18 protein-coding genes and 1 pseudogene are annotated in these 19631 nt (G+C 47.1%); all 19 read left to right on the top strand.

Annotated elements, in window-relative coordinates; all coding sequences use genetic code 11:
* Nucleotides 1–28: 28 nt before the first annotated feature.
* Nucleotides 29–1549, top strand: coding sequence for a sodium:solute symporter family protein (locus B5D20_RS06315; RefSeq protein WP_200803476.1), 1521 nt, complete (start codon nt 29–31; stop codon nt 1547–1549).
* Nucleotides 1539–2870, top strand: coding sequence for a phenylacetate--CoA ligase family protein (locus B5D20_RS06310; RefSeq protein ID WP_078665388.1), 1332 nt, complete (start codon nt 1539–1541; stop codon nt 2868–2870). Before B5D20_RS06315 ends, B5D20_RS06310 begins: the two co-directional genes overlap by 11 nt.
* Nucleotides 2845–4605 carry an indolepyruvate ferredoxin oxidoreductase subunit alpha gene (gene iorA, locus B5D20_RS06305; protein WP_078665387.1) on the top strand — a complete coding sequence of 587 codons (1761 nt, stop codon included), beginning with the start codon at nt 2845–2847 and terminating at the stop codon, nt 4603–4605. The genes B5D20_RS06310 and iorA overlap by 26 nt, the downstream gene beginning before the upstream one ends.
* Nucleotides 4605–5186, top strand: coding sequence for an indolepyruvate oxidoreductase subunit beta (locus B5D20_RS06300; protein ID WP_078665386.1), 582 nt, complete (start codon nt 4605–4607; stop codon nt 5184–5186). The genes iorA and B5D20_RS06300 overlap by 1 nt, the downstream gene beginning before the upstream one ends.
* 142 nt (nt 5187–5328) lie before the next feature.
* Complete coding sequence (locus tag B5D20_RS06295) at nt 5329–5745, top strand: YwiB family protein (RefSeq protein ID WP_159071781.1); 417 nt, start codon at nt 5329–5331, stop codon at nt 5743–5745.
* 20 nt (nt 5746–5765) lie between these two features.
* Complete coding sequence (gene argS, locus B5D20_RS06290; RefSeq protein WP_078665384.1) at nt 5766–7454, top strand: arginine--tRNA ligase; 1689 nt, start codon at nt 5766–5768, stop codon at nt 7452–7454.
* Between the two features lie 105 nt (nt 7455–7559).
* On the top strand, nt 7560–7715 hold the full coding sequence (locus B5D20_RS06285; protein ID WP_078665383.1) for a XapX domain-containing protein: 156 nt from the start codon (nt 7560–7562) through the stop codon (nt 7713–7715).
* Between the two features lie 110 nt (nt 7716–7825).
* Nucleotides 7826–8092, top strand: coding sequence for a DNA-directed RNA polymerase subunit delta (gene rpoE, locus B5D20_RS06280; protein WP_159071782.1), 267 nt, complete (start codon nt 7826–7828; stop codon nt 8090–8092).
* 105 nt (nt 8093–8197) lie between these two features.
* Nucleotides 8198–9793 (top strand): CTP synthase, encoded by a 1596-nt coding sequence (locus B5D20_RS06275; RefSeq protein WP_078665381.1) that lies wholly within the window; start codon nt 8198–8200, stop codon nt 9791–9793.
* A 46-nt stretch (nt 9794–9839) separates the two neighbouring features.
* Complete coding sequence (gene sppA / locus B5D20_RS06270) at nt 9840–10790, top strand: signal peptide peptidase SppA (protein ID WP_078665380.1); 951 nt, start codon at nt 9840–9842, stop codon at nt 10788–10790.
* 1 nt (nt 10791) lies between these two features.
* A complete protein-coding gene (locus tag B5D20_RS06265; protein ID WP_159071783.1) occupies nt 10792–11436 on the top strand; it encodes a YIP1 family protein in 645 nt (214 codons plus the stop codon).
* 150 nt (nt 11437–11586) lie between these two features.
* Nucleotides 11587–11946 (top strand): response regulator, encoded by a 360-nt coding sequence (locus B5D20_RS06260; RefSeq protein WP_078665378.1) that lies wholly within the window; start codon nt 11587–11589, stop codon nt 11944–11946.
* Nucleotides 11947–12040: 94 nt separating this feature from the next.
* Nucleotides 12041–12712 (top strand): hypothetical protein, encoded by a 672-nt coding sequence (locus B5D20_RS06255; protein WP_078665377.1) that lies wholly within the window; start codon nt 12041–12043, stop codon nt 12710–12712.
* A gap of 99 nt (nt 12713–12811) precedes the next feature.
* On the top strand, nt 12812–13666 hold the full coding sequence (locus tag B5D20_RS06250; protein WP_078665376.1) for a class II fructose-1,6-bisphosphate aldolase: 855 nt from the start codon (nt 12812–12814) through the stop codon (nt 13664–13666).
* Nucleotides 13663–14310 carry a fructose-6-phosphate aldolase gene (fsa, locus tag B5D20_RS06245; RefSeq protein WP_078665375.1) on the top strand — a complete coding sequence of 216 codons (648 nt, stop codon included), beginning with the start codon at nt 13663–13665 and terminating at the stop codon, nt 14308–14310. The genes B5D20_RS06250 and fsa overlap by 4 nt, the downstream gene beginning before the upstream one ends.
* Nucleotides 14311–14663: 353 nt before the next feature.
* Nucleotides 14664–16538 carry an ATP-binding protein gene (locus tag B5D20_RS06240; protein WP_078665374.1) on the top strand — a complete coding sequence of 625 codons (1875 nt, stop codon included), beginning with the start codon at nt 14664–14666 and terminating at the stop codon, nt 16536–16538.
* Nucleotides 16539–17085: 547 nt separating this feature from the next.
* On the top strand, nt 17086–18432 hold the full coding sequence (locus B5D20_RS06235; protein ID WP_078665373.1) for a sigma-54-dependent transcriptional regulator: 1347 nt from the start codon (nt 17086–17088) through the stop codon (nt 18430–18432).
* 178 nt (nt 18433–18610) lie between these two features.
* On the top strand, nt 18611–18850 hold the full coding sequence (locus tag B5D20_RS13840; RefSeq protein ID WP_078665372.1) for a hypothetical protein: 240 nt from the start codon (nt 18611–18613) through the stop codon (nt 18848–18850).
* A gap of 475 nt (nt 18851–19325) precedes the next feature.
* Nucleotides 19326–19517, top strand: a pseudogene (locus B5D20_RS14085) (group II intron reverse transcriptase/maturase); the annotation flags it as partial.
* Nucleotides 19518–19631 lie beyond the last annotated feature (114 nt).

Here is a 19631-nt window from a genome sequence, read left to right as displayed (position 1 = left end):
GGAAAGAGCAGAACGGAGGTATGGTAGAATGATTAAATGGGTGTTGCTGGTTCTTTTTGTTTCAATCCTGATCGGCAGTGGTTGGTGGGCGCGCAGCAAAAACAGGACACCGGGAGACTTCTTTCTGGGAGGCAGGAAGGTCGGGCCCTGGATGACTGCTTTTGCTTATGGTACCACTTACTTTTCTGCCGTTCTTTTTGTTGGTTATGCCGGTAAAGTAGGATGGGGGTTTGGTTTAAGCGCTCTCTGGGTCGCTCTCGGCAATGCCCTGCTGGGCAGCTGGCTGGCCTGGAAGGTGCTGGCCCGTCCCACCAGGCAAATGACAGAGCGCCTGGGAGTGATGACTATGCCGGAATTTTTCCGGGCCCGCTATCAGAGTCCGCTGATGAAGGTACTGGCATCCAGTTTGATATTTGTTTTCCTAGTGCCTTATTCTGCTTCCGTTTACATGGGCTTAAGCTACCTTTTTGAACAAATCTTTGGTCTTCCCTACGCCCTGGTGGCCTGGCTGATGGCTGCCGTGACGGCAGTATTTCTTATTCTGGGCGGTTATCTGGCAGTAGCGGTTACAGATTTTATTCAGGGGATTGTCATGCTGGGGGGAGTCGGAGTGATGACCTGGTATATCCTCCATGCTCCCCAGGTAGGCGGTCTGGCTACCGGTATCAGCCGGCTGGCAGAGAAGGGGAGCCAGCTGGTCAGTTTTTTTCCCCAGGGCCCGGGTCTGGAGCAATTGCTGGCCCTGGTCTTGCTTACCAGCTTTGGTACCTGGGGGATGCCCCAGATGGTGCAAAAATTCTGTGCAATTCGCGATGAGAAAGTGGTCTACACCGCTACTCGTATCACTACCTTATTTGCCCTGTTGATTTCCGGAGCAGCTTATGGCATCGGTGCCTTCAGCCGCCTCTTTTTTGACCAGATTCCCCTGGATCCGGTCACAGGGAAACCTTCTGCCGACCTGATCATGCCCCTGATTTTAAAACAGGCCCTGCCGGAATGGGCAGCAGCGGTCATCTTGCTGCTGGTCTTATCCGCTTCCATGTCAACTCTATCTTCTCTGGTACTGGTGGCCAGTTCAGCCCTGACCATGGATGTGATCCATAGCTGGCTGGCCCCTGGTTTAACCCCCCGTCGGGTTTTGCAGCTGTTGCGTTTGTTCAGCCTGGTTTTTGTCGGCTTTTCCCTCTATATTGCTCTGCAAAAACCCGCAATTATCCTGACCCTGATGGCTTTATCCTGGGGGACGGTGGCCGGGGCTTTTCTGGGACCCTATCTCTGGGGGCTGTACAGCCGCCGGGTCAATCAAACGGGGGCTCTGGCCGGGATGGTGGCAGGAGCGGCATTCTCCATTATCTGGGCCTGGTATTTTCAGATGGATGCCAAATATATACCTCTAGGCGGGTGTCTGGCCATGTTGACCTCTATCCTGACGGTACCGGTGTTCAGTCTGGTGGGTCAACAATTACCGGCGGATCACCTGGCCCTGGTATTCGGTGAGGAAGGTGGAATCAGCCAGGGAGAGGAAGGAGCAATGGTGGATGTGGGATAAGGAAGAGAGCTTGAACCGGGAAGAGCTGCAGGCAATACAGCTGGAACGTTTACAGGCAACAGTGAAAAGAGCCTATGAACGGGTACCCTATTACCGGGAACTGCTGGATGAGCAGGGAGTAACCCCGGCGGATATTCGGAGCCTGGAAGATGTGCGTTTGTTGCCTTTTACTACCAAGGATGTTTTGCGGGAGCAGTATCCCTATGGTCTGTTTGCCGTACCGCTGGAGGAAATCGTGCGTTTGCACGCCTCCTCCGGTACTACCGGCAAGCCTACTGTTGTCGGTTATACCAAACAGGATCTGAAAACCTGGGCCAATCTGATTGCCCGGATTGTAACCATGGCCGGAGTTGAGCGGCAGGATATCGCCCAGATCTGTTTTGGCTACGGCTTGTTTACCGGTGCTTTTGGATTGCATTATGGTCTGGAAGAGGTGGGGGTTACCATAGTGCCGGCTTCTACCGGCAATTCCGAGAAACAGATAATGTTGATGCAGGATTTTGGCACTACAGTGCTGGTCAGTACGCCTTCCTACGCCCTTTACCTGGCGGAAGTAGCCCGGGGGATGGGGGTTGAACCCCGTTCCCTGGGCTTAAGAATCGGCCTGTTTGGCTCCGAGCCCTGGTCGGAGGAAATCAGGCAGCAAATTGAGGCGGAATGGGGCCTGTTTGCTACTGACAATTACGGATTAAGTGAAGTGATGGGACCGGGTGTAGCGGGGGAATGCCAGGCGCGCCAGGGATTGCATATTAATGAAGACCACTTTCTGGTGGAACTGATCAATCCCGAGACCGGTGAACCGGTTGGTCCGGGTGAACAGGGGGAACTGGTGTTTACTCCGCTGACCAAAGAGGCCTTGCCTATTTTGCGCTATCGGACCCGGGACCTGGCTACCCTTGACTATGCTCCCTGTGCCTGTGGACGTACTCTTGTGCGCATGAGCCGGGTTTGTGGCCGTTCTGATGACATGCTGGTGATTCGAGGTGTCAATGTTTTCCCCACCCAGGTGGAAAGCGTTTTGTTGACTGTGCCGGCCGTAGCCCCCCATTACCAGCTGGTGGTACGGAAAAAGGGATTTCTGGATGATCTGGAGGTTCGGGTGGAAATAAAAGAAGAATACTTTACTGATGATTATAAGAAACTGGTGGAAATCGAAGAGGAAATTCGCCACAAGTTGCAAAATGTTTTATCTATTGGCACCAAAGTCAGTCTGGCAGCACCGGGAAGTATTGAGCGTTTCACCGGCAAAGCCAGAAGGGTGCTGGATTTACGGCAAGAGGGGAAGGGGAGAAAGAATGAAGGAACTGCTGACAGGCAATGAGGCCATTGCCCGGGGAGCTTATGAAGCCGGGGTTGTGGTAGCTGCCGGTTATCCGGGCACACCCAGTACAGAGATTCTGGAAAACATGACCAAATACCCGAACATCAAGGCCCAGTGGTCTCCCAATGAGAAGGTGGCCCTGGAAGTGGGGGCAGGGGCGGCTATTGCCGGGGCCCGCACGATTGTGACCATGAAACACGTTGGGGTTAATGTGGCTGCTGACCCCTTGCTGACTCTGGCTTATACCGGTGTTAATGGTGGCTTTTTGCTGGTAGCTGCTGACGACCCGGGGATGCACAGCTCCCAGAATGAGCAGGATTCCCGCTATTACGGGCGTCTGGCTAAAATTCCGGTATTAGAACCGGCAGACAGCCAGGAATGCAAGGATTTTGTCCTGCTGGGACTGGCTCTCTCCGAACAATTTGATACCCCGGTTATGCTCAGAACTCATACCCGTATTGCCCATAGCCAGACGCTGGTAGAGCTGGGAGAACCCCTGGTTATGGAAGTAAAACCCTACCAGAAAAACCCGCAGAAATATGTGATGATTCCTGCTTACGGACGGCAGCGCCATCTGGTAGTGGAAGAAAGAATGCGCCAGCTGGCTGCCTGGGCGGAAACGGCGGAGATTAACCGCCTGGAGTGGGGAGACCGGGATATGGGTATTATCACTTCCGGTATTTGTTATCAGTATGTTCGGGAAGCTTTTCCGCGGGCAACAGTGTTGAAACTGGGACTGACCAATCCCCTGCCGGTAGAAAAAATAAAGGAACTGGCCGCTGGGGTGGAACAGGTCTTCGTTGTGGAGGAACTGGATGGTTTGATTGAAGAACAGGTCAAGGCCATGGGGATTATGGTGCAGGGCAAAAAGCTCTTCCCGCCGGTGGGGGAATTGAGCGCAACCCTGGTGCGGCGGCAAATCCTGCTGGCTTGTGGGCGGCAGGAGGAGGCAGAATATTTGCCCCGGCAACCGCAAGACCAGGAAGTGCCCAATCGGCCACCGGTATTGTGTCCTGGTTGCCCGCACCGTGCTACCTTTTTCATGCTGCGGGAATTGAAGCTGCGGGTGGCCGGGGATATCGGCTGCTACACCCTGGGAGTATTGCCGCCTCTCAATGCCATAGATACCTGTATCTGTATGGGTGCCAGTATCGGCGCGGCCCTGGGGATGGAAAAGGCCAATCCGGAAGAATTTAAAGGGCGGACGGTAGCGGTGATCGGGGATTCCACCTTCCTGCATTCCGGTATTACCGGTTTGCTGGACCTGGTTTATAATGGCGGAACCGGCACGGTGCTGATTCTGGATAACCGGACGACAGCCATGACGGGACACCAGCCTCACCCTGGCACTGGCCAGCGGCTGAGCGGGGAAGCGGCTCCCCAGGTGGACCTGGCGGCGATTGCCCGGGCCTGTGGGGTTAAAAGAATAGCTGAAGTGGATCCCTTTGAACTGAAAGCATTCCGGCAAATCCTGAAGGAAGAACTGGCTGCTGCTGAGCCTTCAGTAATAATCGTACGGCGCCCCTGTGCCCTGATCGTCAAGGAGAAAAACCCGCCTCTGGTTATTGACCCGGAAAAATGCCTTAACTGTGGGCGCTGTATCTCCCTGGGTTGTCCCGCCATTAGCAAGGGAGAGGACAAGCCGGTGATCGATCAGGCTTTATGTAATGGCTGTGACCTCTGTGCCCGGGTATGTCCGGTGGAGGCCATCAGCAGCAAGGGGGGCGAGGCATAATGGCAGATATACTGAATATATTGCTGGTAGGAGTAGGTGGTCAGGGAACCATTCTAGCAGCCAAAGTTCTGGCAGCGGCGGCCCTGGCCCAGGGGCTGGATGTAAAGATGTCGGAAATCCACGGCATGGCTCAGCGGGGGGGAAGTGTGATCACTCATGTTCGGGTAGGGGAAAAAGTTTTTTCACCCCTGGTGGAAAGCGGGGAAGCCGATATCATTGTAGCCTTTGAGGAACTGGAAGCCCTGCGCTATGCTCATTATTTGCGGCCCGGTGGAATAATCATTGTCAATCAACGGCAAATTCCCCCGCTACCGGTGGTAATCGGGGCGGCCCCGTATCCGCAAGAAGTTACCGGGAAACTGGCAGCCTATGGGCAGGTGCAGGTAATAGCGGCCGAGGAACTGGCCGGCCAGGCGGGTAACCCCCGGGGTGCCAACCTGGTTTTGCTGGGGGCCCTGGCAGCCCGGTTGCCCTGGGCTCTGGCTGACTGGGAAGCAGCCATTCAAGCGAGAGTTCCAGCCCGTTTCCTGGAAAGCAATTTAACAGCCTTTCAACTGGGTTTCGCGAAAAATGTCGATTAATGTCGAAAAAGGACTTGGCAAATTCAAAAAGTTTTGCTATTATGTTAGTGGTTATGCATAACATCTTTTCAGTCCCCCTTGAAACCGGGTATCATAAACAATGATACCTGGTATTTTTTTTAGCTCGGGTGAGGTGATCAGGGTGTTAACGGTGAAAATTCAGCTGCGCAGTTATCAGCAGGAAAAAGGGGGAGAATATAGCGGGGGAGAGTGGGAAACCACTGGCTATTATCTGAGGGAAAACAACCAGTATCGCCTGTTCTATCAGGAACCGGCGGAAACAGGGCTGGATACCCGGACGGAAATCACGGTGGATGGGGAGGAATTGACAGTTCGCCGCCGGGGAGCTGTGGAAATGGAACAGAGCTTTTGCCGGGGGAGACATTGCCGGGGGAATTATCGCACTCCCTACGGACAGTTGGCCCTGGAAACCAGAACGATTCAGACAGAGGTAAACTTGACAGAGACCGGTGGAAATATTAAGCTAAAGTATGAACTTTTTTTGGCAGGAGAATACATAGGCATCCACTGGTTGGAAATAAATTTCCAGGCAGAATGAGTGGGTAGGAGGAACAGTGTATGGATAATTTGATTGCCAGCTTGCGCCAACAGTTGAATGAAGCCATCCTTTATGCGGTGGAAGAGAGCCGTGAGCGGGGAGAGCTGACCCTTGAAAGTATACCCGAATTTGTGCTGGAGATACCGCGGGAAAAAGCTCACGGTGATTTTGCTACTAATATCGCTATGTTACTAACCCGTCAGGCCAGAAAAGCGCCCCGGCAGATTGCCGAAACCTTGCTGCCTTACCTGCAAGCAAAACTGGGGGAGACAGTTACTGCTATTGAAGTAGCGGGACCGGGTTTTATCAATTTCCGCTTAAATCCTCGCTGGCTGCAACAGGTGGTACCTCTAGTGCTGAACAAAGGGGCAGATTACGGGCGCACTCAGGTCGGTGGTGGCAAAAAGGTTCAGGTGGAGTTTGTTTCCGCTAACCCTACCGGTTTGTTGCATATGGGCAATGCCCGGGGGGCGGCTTTAGGAGATACCATTGCGGCTTTACTGGATTTTTCCGGTCATACTGTGACCCGGGAGTTTTATATCAATGATGCCGGTAACCAGATCGAAAACTTCGGCAAATCCCTGGAAGCCCGTTATTTGCAATTACTGGGCCAGGATGTAGAATTTCCGGAAGAGGGCTACCATGGTCGGGATATTATCGAGACTATGCAGAAACTGATCGATCAGGAAGGGGACAAATGGCTGACAGTTGCTCCTGCTGAGCGCCGGGCTTATTTTATCCAGTTTGGCCTCAAGGAAAAACTGGGGGCGATCAAAACTGTCCTGGAGCGCTTTGGCGTTCACTATGATGTCTGGTTCAGTGAGCAATCCCTTCATGACTCCGGGGCGGTGACCAATGTCATCGAGGAACTGCGGCAGAAAGGCTATATTTACGAAGAAGACGGGGCTCTCTGGTTTAAAGCAACCGCTTTCGGAGATGACAAGGACGAAGTAGTGGTTCGCAAAAATGGAGTACCTACCTACTTCGCGGCCGATATCGCTTACCATAAGAACAAGTTTGACCGCGGGTTTGAACGGGTAATCAATATCTGGGGGGCTGATCACCACGGCCATGTAGCCCGGATGAAAGGGGCTATGGCGGCTTTAGGTTATGATCCGGACAAGCTGGATGTGGTGATCATGCAGCTGGTGCGCCTTTTCAAAGGCGGCGAAATTGTCCGCATGTCCAAGCGTTCCGGGGAGTTTGTAACCCTGGAGGATTTGATTGAAGAGGTAGGGGTAGATGCCGCCCGTTACTTCTTCATCATGCGCAGTGCGGATAGCCACCTGGATTTCGACCTGGACCTGGCCAGGACTCAATCCAGTGAAAACCCGGTCTATTATGTCCAGTATGCCCATGCCCGTATCTGCAGTATTCTGCGCCAGGTCGAGGAGAAGGGGCTGAGCTTGCCGGCAGTGGAAAAAGCGGATTTTGCCTGCCTGCAACAACCGGAAGAGCAGGATCTGCTCAAAAAACTGGCGGAACTGCCGGATGAGATTGCTTATGCGGCTATTAACCTGGAACCCCACCTGATTGCCCGTTATGCCCACGAGCTGGCAGCGGCTTTCCACAGTTTCTACAATCATTGCCGGGTGATCGGGGAGGAAGAGAAAATCTATCAGGCCCGGGTCTTACTGGTGAAGGCTACTCAGATCGCTCTGGCCAATACTTTGCGGCTGCTGGGAGTAACTGCTCCGGAACGGATGTAAAAAGCACTTGTCAAAGGTCTGACCTTTCCGTATAATAAGAATTGCCTTCTGTTAAAGGAGGCGGTTGGGTGTGAGGGGCTGAAACGGCGGAAAGGAGGATGACCGATGAAAGAACTGCTGATGGCCACTTTGTCCGGCGCCATCGTAGGCCTGGTTTTTGGTTTCATGAAACTGCCCATTCCAGCTCCCGCTAGTTTGACGGGGATTATGGGCATAGTCGGCATCTTTCTGGGCTATATTGTTTCGCAAAACTTGCGCTGACCTGCTGGTTGGCGCTTTTGTTTTTTTGGTGAGAGCAGCAGGAAATCGTTGACAAACGGCGAATATTGTATCAAACAATATCCCCGAAAGCGGGAGAGGAGTTGGGAGCAGTGGCAAAATACTCCTATGCCGAATTGGCTTATCGCATCCTCAGGGAGGCACAAAGACCCTTACCGGTACGGCAATTGCTGGAACAGGTAGTGGCTGAACAGCAAAAAAATGAAGGCCAGCTCAAGGGCAGTTTGCCCCAGCTGATGGCCAGTGCCTATACGGAAATCAACCTGGACCAGAGATTTGTTCACCTGGGTGAAGGGCTGTGGAGCATACGGGAACTGGTAGGTACCAGGACCACCCCTGATGACAGCTGGGATATCTAACTTGACAATTATCGACGCCACAAGCTAAAATAGTACAGTATGGAAAAAAAACAAATCAGCTGGTACACGGCTGATTTGTTCTTTTTGTGAGGGGGCAAAATTATAATGACCAAGTACATCTTTGTGACGGGCGGAGTAGTTTCATCACTGGGAAAAGGGATCACTGCGGCCTCTTTAGGTCGGCTCCTGAAAAGCAGAGGCCTGAAGGTGGCTATCCAGAAGTTTGATCCCTACATCAACGTGGATCCCGGCACCATGAGCCCCTACCAGCACGGTGAAGTCTTTGTTACCGATGACGGAGCGGAGACAGACCTGGACCTGGGGCATTATGAGCGCTTTGTCGACATCAGTGTTACCAAAAACTCCAATGTGACCACCGGCAAAATCTACTGGTCGGTAATCAGCAAGGAACGGAAAGGGGACTATCTGGGCGGAACAGTACAGGTTATTCCCCATATCACCAATGAAATCAAGGACCGGATTTACCGGGTAGCCAGGGAGTCCAATCCTGATGTAGTGATTACAGAAATCGGTGGTACTGTCGGTGACATCGAGTCCCTGCCTTTTCTAGAGGCCATCCGGCAGATTAAAGGGGATATCGGTAAGGAAAATGTCCTTTACATTCATGTTACCCTTGTACCTTATATTAAAGCTGCTGGTGAGCTGAAAACCAAGCCCACCCAGCACAGTGTCAAGGAGCTGCGCAGTATCGGGATAAAGCCGGATGTTATCGTTTGCCGGACCGAACGGCCTTTGTCCCGGGAGATGGAAGAAAAACTGGCCCTGTTCTGTGACATCGATCCTGAAGCAGTGATTCAGGCAGTAGATGCTTCGTCCATATATGAAGTGCCGCTGATGCTGAAAAAAGAGGGCCTGGATGATATCGTGATCGAAAAACTGGGCTTAACCTGCGGGGAAGCGGATTTGCGGGAATGGGAAGAAATCGTGGAAAAGGTCAAGAATCCCCGCGCCTTTGTCAATATCGCTGTCGTCGGTAAATATGTGGAGCTGCCGGATGCCTACATGAGTGTGGCTGAGGCCCTGCGCCATGGCGGTATTTATCACGAAGCTGCTGTTAATATCCTCTGGGTCAGTGCCGAGGAAATGGAACGCCGGGATCCGGCCGAGTTGCTGGCTGAAGCTGATGGTATCCTGGTACCCGGTGGCTTTGGGGATCGGGGAATTGAAGGCAAAATCCGGGCCATCAATTATGCCCGGGAGAAAGGGATTCCTTTCCTTGGTATTTGTCTGGGTATGCAATGCGCTGTGATCGAGTTTGCCCGTAATGTAGCCGGATTGAAGGGAGCTAACAGTTCCGAGTTTGGTGACACTCCCTATCCTGTTATCGACCTGCTGCCGGAACAGAAGGATATCGAGGAAATGGGAGGAACCATGCGATTGGGCATCTATCCCTGCAAGCTCGCCAGTGACAGCAGGGCTTATACGGCCTACGGGGAAGAGCTGATTTATGAACGCCATCGCCATCGTTTTGAATTCAATAACGAGTTCAGGGAACAGCTAACTGAGCTGGGCCTGGTGATTTCCGGTACCAGTCCGGATGGGCGGCTGGTAGAAATTGTGGAATTGCCGGATCACCCCTGGTTTGTGGCTACCCAGTTCCACCCTGAATTCAAGTCCCGGCCTAACCGGCCCCATCCCCTGTTCCGGGATTTTGTCGGTGCAGCTCTGAATAGGGCATAAGCCAGCAAAGCCCGCCATAAGCTGTAAGGAGAAGGGTGGGAACAGCATGAAAAAAAGGCTCATAGTCCTTGTGTTGCTCGCTGTGATCGTAATCCCGGTACTGCTGGCCATTAAACAAAATGGTTTGGGAGGAGAAGGAAAGAAAAAGGCTGCACTCCCTAAAGGCGGGGATAAAATCGGAATTATATATGTCGAAGGGCCCATTGTAGGCGGTCGCTCAGAGGATGGAATCTTTGGCCAGGCGGTAGCTGCTGGTGATGATTTGATGGAGCAACTAAGGGAGGCCCGGGAAGATGATAGCATCAAGGCGGTAATCCTGCGCATAAACAGCCCGGGCGGCAGTGCAGCTGCTTCCCAGGAGGTAGGCGAAGAAATCGACCGCCTGCGGGAAGCCGGTAAGGTGATAGTCACTTCCATGGGGGATGTGGCGGCATCTGGCGGTTACTGGCTGGCTGCCAAAACCGATTATATTGTGGCTAATCCCGCTACAATGACCGGCAGTATCGGTGTGATTATGCGGTTTCAGGAACTAAAAGGCCTGTATGACAAGCTGGGCATTACCGATAATACCATCAAATCCGGGCCGTTGAAGGATATTGGCAGTGAAGCCCGGCCTATGACTCCGGAGGAAAAGGCTTTGCTGCAGGGCATGGTCAATGACATCTATGAACAGTTTGTGGATGTAGTGGCTGAAGGGCGCAAATTGCCCCGGGAAAAGGTCAAGGCCCTGGCTGATGGCCGGATTTTCACCGGCCGCCAGGCCAAAGAGGCCGGGCTGGTAGATGAACTGGGCAACTTCTATACCGCAGTGGAAAAAACCAGGGAGTTGGCCCATCTGGATGAAGAAGCAGAACTGGTAGAACTGGGTAAACCTTCCCCCTGGCGCAAGATCTTCGGCAGCACTGAAACTGTCGGACTGAGCGGGCCTTTGCGCCTGTCTCCTGCGGAAGAAGTCGCTCTTAAGAAGCTGTTGAGTGGAATCAAAGGGGGAGAATAGCGTGGGTTTTCTGGATTTAATTTATGGTGTATTTGTGCAGCCCCGGCGTCTTTTTCGCTCTCTGGCGGAACAGCCCCGGCCGGGTGCGGCATTTCTGGCTGTAATCATAGTTGCGGTCCTGAATCTGGTTACTCAGGTTTATGTGGTTTTACCGGGGGAATTGAATAATGTTCCTCAAGGGGCAGAGGAGCTGGCCCTCGTTCAGGAGTTTTTTCGCCTGCCTTCCATGCAGATTTTGATGATCATTGCAGGGGCGTTGTTTTCCCTGGTCTGGTTAGTAATGCAAGCGGGGTATTTTCAGGTACTGGCGGAGATGTTAGGGGGAATACCCCGCTCTGCTCTGGCGCTGTTTTCAGCACTTGCATTGGCCCAAACGGTGCAAGTAGTAATGATCCCCCTGCAGGCGCTGGTGGCAATAGGGGTGCTCAATCAATTGTTACTGGGGTTAGGAGCACTGATTGTATATATTTACAGTTCCCTGATCCTTCCCTACTGGGCTATGCGGGAAATCAGCGAACTCAGCAGTGGTCGCACCTTGTTGGTTGTATTTTCGCCTCTGTTGATTTTCCTGGCGTTCCTGATTTTAATCGGGGCAGGTATTGGGATAGCTGTTCAGCATTTTGGCGATTTTTTCAATTCTCTATGAAAAAGACTTTACCTCAACCGCAGTGCGAACTGCGGTTTTTGTTTGTCCAGCATAATATATGATTGTTTATAAAATTCCTGCCTTTTTGGCAGGAAAAGTTGTTTTTGTGCAGAATATGGAATTAAGCTAGTGAGATTGGGGGGACTAAATTTGGCAGAAAAGAAAATTTTAATTGTGGATGACCAGGTAGGAATTCGCATGTTAATGCGAGAAGCGCTCAAGGATTTAACCAGTCAGCTGGAAATGGCAGCTAGCGGCCAGGAAGCGATTGAAAAATTTCTTAGTTTTCAGCCAGACATCATGTTGATTGACTTGAAAATGCCGGGGATGAATGGTTTGGAAGTTTTAGAAGCATTGCAGGATAAACGCGAAAAATGTCGAATTATCTTAATGACGGCATACGGGGAGCTAGATGTGATGTCCCAGGTGCCTAAAATAGGCATTGATGAGTATTTGACCAAACCTTTTGATATCAACGAGTTGCGCCAGATCATAACCAGATACCTGTGATAGTGGGACAAAATTTTTATGGGTGGGACCAAAAACGTAGCAGGAATTTGGGGGTTGATGGCGAATACTCAATTTCGAGTGAGGTGTAAAAGCAATGGTCATTACAACCCAGGCCAGTGTTGCGATCAGGTGTCCTGCCTGTGGACGGCTGGAACTGCATAGTTTGTCGCTTTTTCAACTGAATAAGGGTCAGAGCCTGGAAATTTTCTGTTCCTGCGGAGCACGGGTAGCAACTTTTAAGATGAAAAAAGGACAGGAAGTTTATTTGCAGGTGGATTGTGTCCTCTGTGATGCCAAACATCTCTACCAGTTCCACCGCAAACAGGTATGGGGCAAGAAGGTGCTGAACCTGATCTGTGCTGACAGCAAACTGGATCTGGGGCACCTGGGCCCGAAAGAGCAGGTAGCCCGCCTGGTGAAAAACCACGAGGCCGAGTTGCTGAAATTGCTGCAGGAGATAGAGGATGCCGACTATTTTCGGGCCCCGGAAGTGATGTTACAGGCGGTCAGTTATCTGCAGGACCTGGCGGTAGATGGGGCGGTTTATTGCAGTTGTGGCAATCCCCATATCGGCATGGATCTTCTGCCTGACCGAATAGAACTGCATTGCCGGGATTGTGATGCGGTAGGGGTAGTTTATGTGGAGAATGAACAGGAATTAGCTGCTATCAAAAGCCTAAAGGAAGTAGAATTGACTGCCGGCAGCCTGTCAATTATTGAACCGCCGCTGTTTTCTCCCTATCCCCAGGGACAAACCAAAAAATAAGCATAGAAGAGTTTGGGCTGGTCATATACTAAACTTGCAGGGACAAGTTTAGTATTTTCCTTTTTCAGCCTATTTAAAAATATTAAGGAGGTTATCCGTATGGCACTGGTACCGATTACCGAACTACTGAAAGAGGCAGAAGCTGGCGGATATGCCGTCGGTGCCTTTAACTGCAACAACATGGAAATTGTCCAGGCGATCATCGCTGCAGCTGAAGCGGAAAAGGCTCCGGTTATCATGCAGGCCAGTCAGGGAGCCATCAAATATGCTGGATTGGATTACATAGTGGCAATGGCCAGAACAGCAGCGGAAAAAGCTACTGTGCCGGTGGCCCTGCATCTGGACCATGGCACCAGCTTCGAACAGGTGATGAAATGCATCCGGGCGGGCTTTTCGTCCGTCATGATCGATGGTTCCAAATTACCCCTGGAAGAAAATATTGCTCTTACCAAAAAAGTTATTGACGTGGCCCATGCAGTAGGTGTTTCCGTAGAAGCGGAACTGGGTAAAATCGGTGGTACTGAGGATGATATCTCTGTAGATGAAAAAGAGGCTTTGTTCACCGACCCGGAAGAAGCCCGCATTTTTGTAGAGCGCACCGGCGTAGATGCTCTGGCTGTGGCTATCGGTACTGCCCATGGTCAGTACAAGGGAGTGCCCAGGCTGGATTTTGAGCGGTTGAAGAAAATTCGCTCCCTGGTAAATGTTCCCATCGTTTTGCATGGTTCTTCCGGTGTACCTGATGAAGCCATCCAGGAAGCCATCCGTCTGGGGGTGCGCAAGGTAAATATTGACACCAATATCCGGGAAGCCTTCGTCGCCGCCATGCGGGAAGTGCTGGCTCGGGATGAAAAGGAAATTGATCCGCGCAAGGTGCTGACTCCGGCCAGGGAAGCGGCTATTGAAGTAATCCGGGAAAAAATACGGGTATTCGGGAGCAGTGGTAAAGCATGAGATTGTTTATTGATACAGCCAATATCGAAGAAATTAAAGCAGCTAACGATTTAGGAGTCATTGCCGGAGTTACCACTAACCCGTCCTTGATTGCCAGAGAAGGACGAAATTTCGAAGAGGTAGTACGGGAAATCTGCGCTATTGTGGATGGGCCCATCAGTGCCGAGGTAATCAGCACTGAAGCGGAAGGGATGCTGGTTGAAGCCCGGCAGCTGGCAGCTATTCATCCCAATATCGTGATCAAAATCCCCATGACCGGCGAAGGTTTGAAAGCGGTTAAGGTGCTGGCTAAAGAAGGGATTCGCACCAATGTCACTCTGATTTTTTCCGCCAGCCAGGCCTTGCTGGCTGCCCTGGCGGGGGCCACTTATGTCAGCCCCTTTGTCGGGCGCCTGGATGATATCAGCCATGATGGTATCCAGCTGATTGCCGATATCGCTGCCATTTTCGACTTGCACGGACTGGAAACGGAAATCATCGCTGCTTCCATCCGTCATCCCATGCATGTAGTTGAGGCAGCCAAAGCGGGTGCCCATATTGCCACCATCCCATACGGGGTATTGCAACAAATGCTGAAGCATCCATTGACTGACATCGGGATTCAGAAGTTCCTGGCCGACTGGCAAAAGGTAGCAGGCAAGTAAAATAAGGCCCTTCCCCGCGGGGAAGAGGCCTTTTTTGTTTTAGGAAATTATGCTTTAAGGCTTGATGTGGATAACTTAGAGTGTTAAGGTAGAAATATGAGGACAAGTGATGAAAGAAAAGAGACAAGCAATAAAGATAGTAGACATACTCAAGAACCATTGAAAGTGTCATTAAAGCAGTAGAAAAAGCCAGTTTTTCCGCTTATTTCGAGAGTTTGCTTGGTTTTCAGACATGCGAAAGTTGAGTTAGTAAATTATGAGTCCTGTTTGCTTTTGACTGCAGGCAGTTTTTTGTTTTTCTAGATTAATATTGTTAAAATTAAAAAAGTTCTAGGAGAGGAGGGAGGAGAACTTTGAAAAAAATATATTCTAAGGGCTTAATTTTTCAGATTTTAGTTTTAATAGGAATGGTATTGTTGATAACATCAGTTCTGTCTTTTTTTATACTTTGGGAAATAAATCAAACACAAAAAGTTTTATTAGAGCAACAGAAAAGTAATCTTAATAAGATTTTAGAAATAGTTATCTCTAAAACGATTCCATTATATGAATTTAAAAAGACCAATTTTAAAATAATTGGAAAGAAACAGAAAAAAATAAATATAACTGTACCTAAGATTAGCATATCAAAACCATTTGGATTAGAAATTAAAAAAGTTATAGATTCTATTAGTAATAACTTTCCTAAAACAGAGATTGGATTTTATTCTTTAGAAAATCAGATTATTATAAGTAATAGTCTGCCTGGCGAGATTTCTTTAATTGAAACTTTTACACCAAATCAACAAAATATTTTTATAAATGTAATTAGAAGTAGAAATAAAATAATAAGAGTAAATAATCAGAACGGTAGTATAGAGGGTTATTCACCTGTTTATGTAAACGGTAAAATTATTGGTGTAGTTTGGGTACGAGAAAATTTACAACCATCAATACAAAATCTTGAAAATAGCAGGAATAAAATTTATAAAATAATTATATTAGGTTTTTTAGTTGGTATTAGTGGTAGTGTTTTTTTAATAAATAATTTTGAAAAAGAGGTAAAAAAAATAAAATATGGCCTGTCACAGTTAAAACAAAATTTAAATACTTTTATACCTGTTAGTGTAGGCCCGATAGGTGAGATCGCCAAAGCAATTAATAGTTTATCTGAAGAATTAAGAAGAGTTTATGGTTATAACAAAATAATATTAAATAGTATTGATGAAGGAATATTGGCATTGGATTTTGACAAGAAAATAATTTTAATTAATAGAGCTTTTATAAACATATTACAGATAAACCCGGTTATTGAAATGAACAATAAAAAGTATACTGAAATAATAATTGAAGATGAAATTAAACAGGTGATAGATGAAACGTATAAATATGAACAAGGAATAAAAGATAAAAAAATAACATTAACAAATAGAGCAAAACAACAAATAGATTTATTGATAGGAACAGCAATATTAAAAGATTTCAATGAAAAATTCTTGGGTATAGCTTTAACAATAAGAGATATAACTGAAAGAGAAAAAATGCTTAGCATTATCAGACGAAGTGAAAGGTTAACATCTTTAGGGACGCTAGTGGCTGGGGTTGCTCATGAAATTCGCAATCCTCTTACTGCGATACATGGTTATATTCAATTTTGGCTAAAAAAAGGAAATCAAATTCCTAGTCAAAAAGCTTTAAAAACGATAACTAGAGAGATTGAACGTTTAAATAACCTGGTTGAAAAACTGCTTTTTTTTGCTAAACCACAACAGATAAATCTGATAGAACAAAATGTAAATCATATAATTAAAAAAGTTTTGGCTTTTGTCCAAGAAATTATTCCAACTTCTATAAAAATAAAAATTGATTTACAGCAAAATTTACCCTTGATTAGATGTGATGAAAGTCAACTGGAAATTGTTTTTAATAATATAATTTACAATGCTATACAAGCTATGCCAGATGGTGGGACATTACATATTACTACCTGGTTTGATGAAAAACAGCAAGCCATAAAAATTAGTTTTAAAGATACTGGAGTGGGCATACCAACTCAGTTATACTCTAGGTTATTTGATCCTTTTTTTACTACAAAACCTAAAGGTATGGGATTAGGTTTGGCTATCGCATATGAAATTGTAAAAAATCATGGTGGGGAAATAGAAGTTCATAGTATGGAAAATAAAGGCAGTGAATTTGTTGTAATATTATCCTTAAACCACCCTGTTCCCCAAGAGTGTTGGGAATAAATCACAAATAAACGGCCGATGATGGCGGCAGCGTATAAACGCCCACCGCAAGAGGCCATTATACACCACGCTCCTTTTCGCCTGTCAAGGGCGAGCGGAGCTGCTGTGTGGCCCTTGTCAGGCTCAAGACCGCGGCGTCAGGGGCAGTCAGGCGGTGTGCGGAAAGGAATGATTCTGTTTTTCTTGCTTAATCAATAAAGATTAGCACTTTGACAACCAGGAGTCGGGATAGTCAGGCTAACATCCATTCGGGCTAAGACCCTGTAAAGGAGCATTTCTGACATTCCACCTCCAGTGCAGGCAGAACGAGGGAATTTAGGGCAAAGACCCTGTGAGACATGGGAGGGTTGCCGCTGGAGAATATGTGGAATTCTACCGACCAGATATTGTAAAATGCATAAGCGGTCTGGTTGTGGTTACCCATATTCATCCAAGATTATGCACTGCCGTTATAATCAGCCAAATGGTTGGTTATTGTCAAAGTGAAATCTGAGATTAAGCGAGAAAAACGGAGAAATTTAAAACCTTATGAAGGAGGGATCAGTACATGAATATATTAATAGTTGATGATGAAGATAGTGTGCTTGATTTTTTAGAAGAAGTACTTGAGGAAGAAGGTTATAAAGTTTTCAAGGCTGTAAACGGGCAGTTGGCTTTGGAATTAATAAACAAGCATCAAATTAGTGTAGTATTGATGGATATAAAAATGCCAGGTTTAAGCGGTTTTGATATTTTAAAGAAAATACAAAATGAAAACAAAAACATTAATGTAATTCTAATGACTGCCTATTCTACAACAGAATTAGCAATTCAGGCTATGAAGCTGGGGGCATTTGACTATATTGTTAAACCTTTTAACATTGAGGAATTATTATTAATAATCAAAAAAGCATTAGAAATGCAACAATTAGCTAGTGAAATAAAAGAGTTACGTTTGCAACTAGAACAGGTTTATCAACCAGAAACAATTATAGGAAATAGTTCATCTATGCAAGAGGTTTATAAAATTATAGGTAAGGTTGCTAACACAAATGCTACTGTCTTAATAACTGGAGAAAGCGGAACAGGTAAAGAATTAGTAGCCAAAGCAATTCATTTCAATAGTAACCGTCATAATGGACCATTCATTAAAGTAAACTGTGCAGCTCTACCAGAAAATTTATTAGAAAGTGAATTATTTGGTCATGAACGTGGAGCATTTACGGGTGCAGTTAGTAAAAAATATGGATTATTTGAACTGGCGAATAATGGAAGTATTTTTTTGGATGAAATTGGGGAGATAAGTTTACCTATTCAGGCTAAATTATTGAGAGTTTTACAGGAAAAAGAAATTCAACGAGTGGGTGGAACTGAATCAATTAAAATAGATGTAAGGATTATTGCTGCAACAAATAAAAATTTGGAGAGAATGATAAAAGAGGGTAGTTTCCGAGAAGATTTATATTTTAGATTAAATGTTATTCCTATCTTTTTACCTCCGTTAAGAGAACGCAAGGAAGATATACCACAATTGGTACAATATTTTTTGAATAAATATAGCATTGAATTTAACAAAAAAATTAAGGGTATATCTAATGATGCGCTGAGGATTTTGCAAAATTATGATTGGCCTGGAAATATAAGGGAATTAGAAAACATTTGTGAAAGAGCGGTAATTATGACACAATCAAATATAATTTTGCCAGAACATTTACCTATAAATTTAACAGATTTTGAAATTGAAAACGATTTTAAGCATTTGCCTCTTAAAGAGATAATTGCTGATATTGAAAAAAAGATAATATTAAAGGTTTTAGAGGAAACTAATTGGAATAGAACTTTAGCGGCAAAAAAACTTGGGCTTAATAGACGTTCTTTATATGCTAAGATGAAAGAGCATAAATTACAGGATTAAAAAGATCGTGGGTAATTTTTGCCCAAAGGTATGGGCGAAAATTACCCATTTTTTTCAAAAGTATTACAAGCAAGTCCTGTTAAATGAATAATTCGGCGACAATTTGTTTTGGCATAGAATTTGCTTAAAAAAATATATGCATGCTAAATAAATTTAAATTTAAAGGAGGCGTATTTTTATGTTAAAAACAACCAAAAAAATTATCTTAGTAGGCACCTTAGCCAGCTTTATAGGTTCTAGTATGGCATTTGCAGCTGCAACACCGGCAACTCCGGCAACTCCTACAACTCCTACTAAAAAAGTTGAATTAACTGTTAAAAAACCTGTTAAAAAATCCACTAAAAAAGCGGTAAAAAAAGCAAAAAAAATAAAGGCAACTAAAAAAGGAGCAAAAAAACAAGTGAATAAGAAAAAATAAACATAAAAGAAAGGAGTCTGACTGCCAGACTCCTTTCTTTTGTGCTGTACGCCCAGCATGGGCGTCATCTATAGAGTAAAAGTCTTGAACTGGGGCTGGCGAGCGCCTACCGTTAGCCAAAGGCAAGGGTGTGCTTCGCGAGGCGGAATCTGAAGGAAGCCGTAGGCAAACGCACGGCTTGAGGTACACGAACCCAATTTGAGGCCGTTATAGTCGGATGAGTTGCCAACGCACAACAAAATCCAAAGCCGCCAAAGGCTGTAGCGGTAAACTTGGGCAAGCGCAGGAGGAAAGATGATGTTCTTATCTGAGGAGGCCTGTGGAATACGCCAAGCGATTTGGTAACCAGAGTCGAAAGATTCTACTGAATCCGCAGGAGTCAGCAGAGGCTATAGTACGCCAGTATGGGACGCCGGAAAGCGGAAGGGCCGAACCGAAAGGTGAAAAGGAACCGATGCGTTCGTACGACGAGCACGACAGCGTCAACCATAATATACTCATGGCTCGAGTGGTCCGCAAGGTGAGAGATAAATTTGTGCTAAGGCTGATACGCGCTTATCTGAATGCCGGAGTGATAGTGAACGGGGTCGTCCGGGAAACGGAGGAAGGAACGCCACAAGGAGGACCTTTAAGGCCTCTGTTAGCCAATATTCTACTGGATGACCTGGTTTTTAGCGCAAAACAAGAGGCTGAGGGAAAAATTCACCCCAGCCTCAAATGTTGTAAAAAATAAGCAACAGGCATCCACCTGTGGTAAAATTGAAGTTGAAAGACAAACAAT

The organism is Carboxydocella sporoproducens DSM 16521 (genome assembly GCF_900167165.1).
Classification (GTDB): domain Bacteria; phylum Bacillota.
The sequence above is the reverse complement of the archived record's forward strand: the minus strand, read 5'-3'. Positions and strand labels throughout refer to the sequence as shown.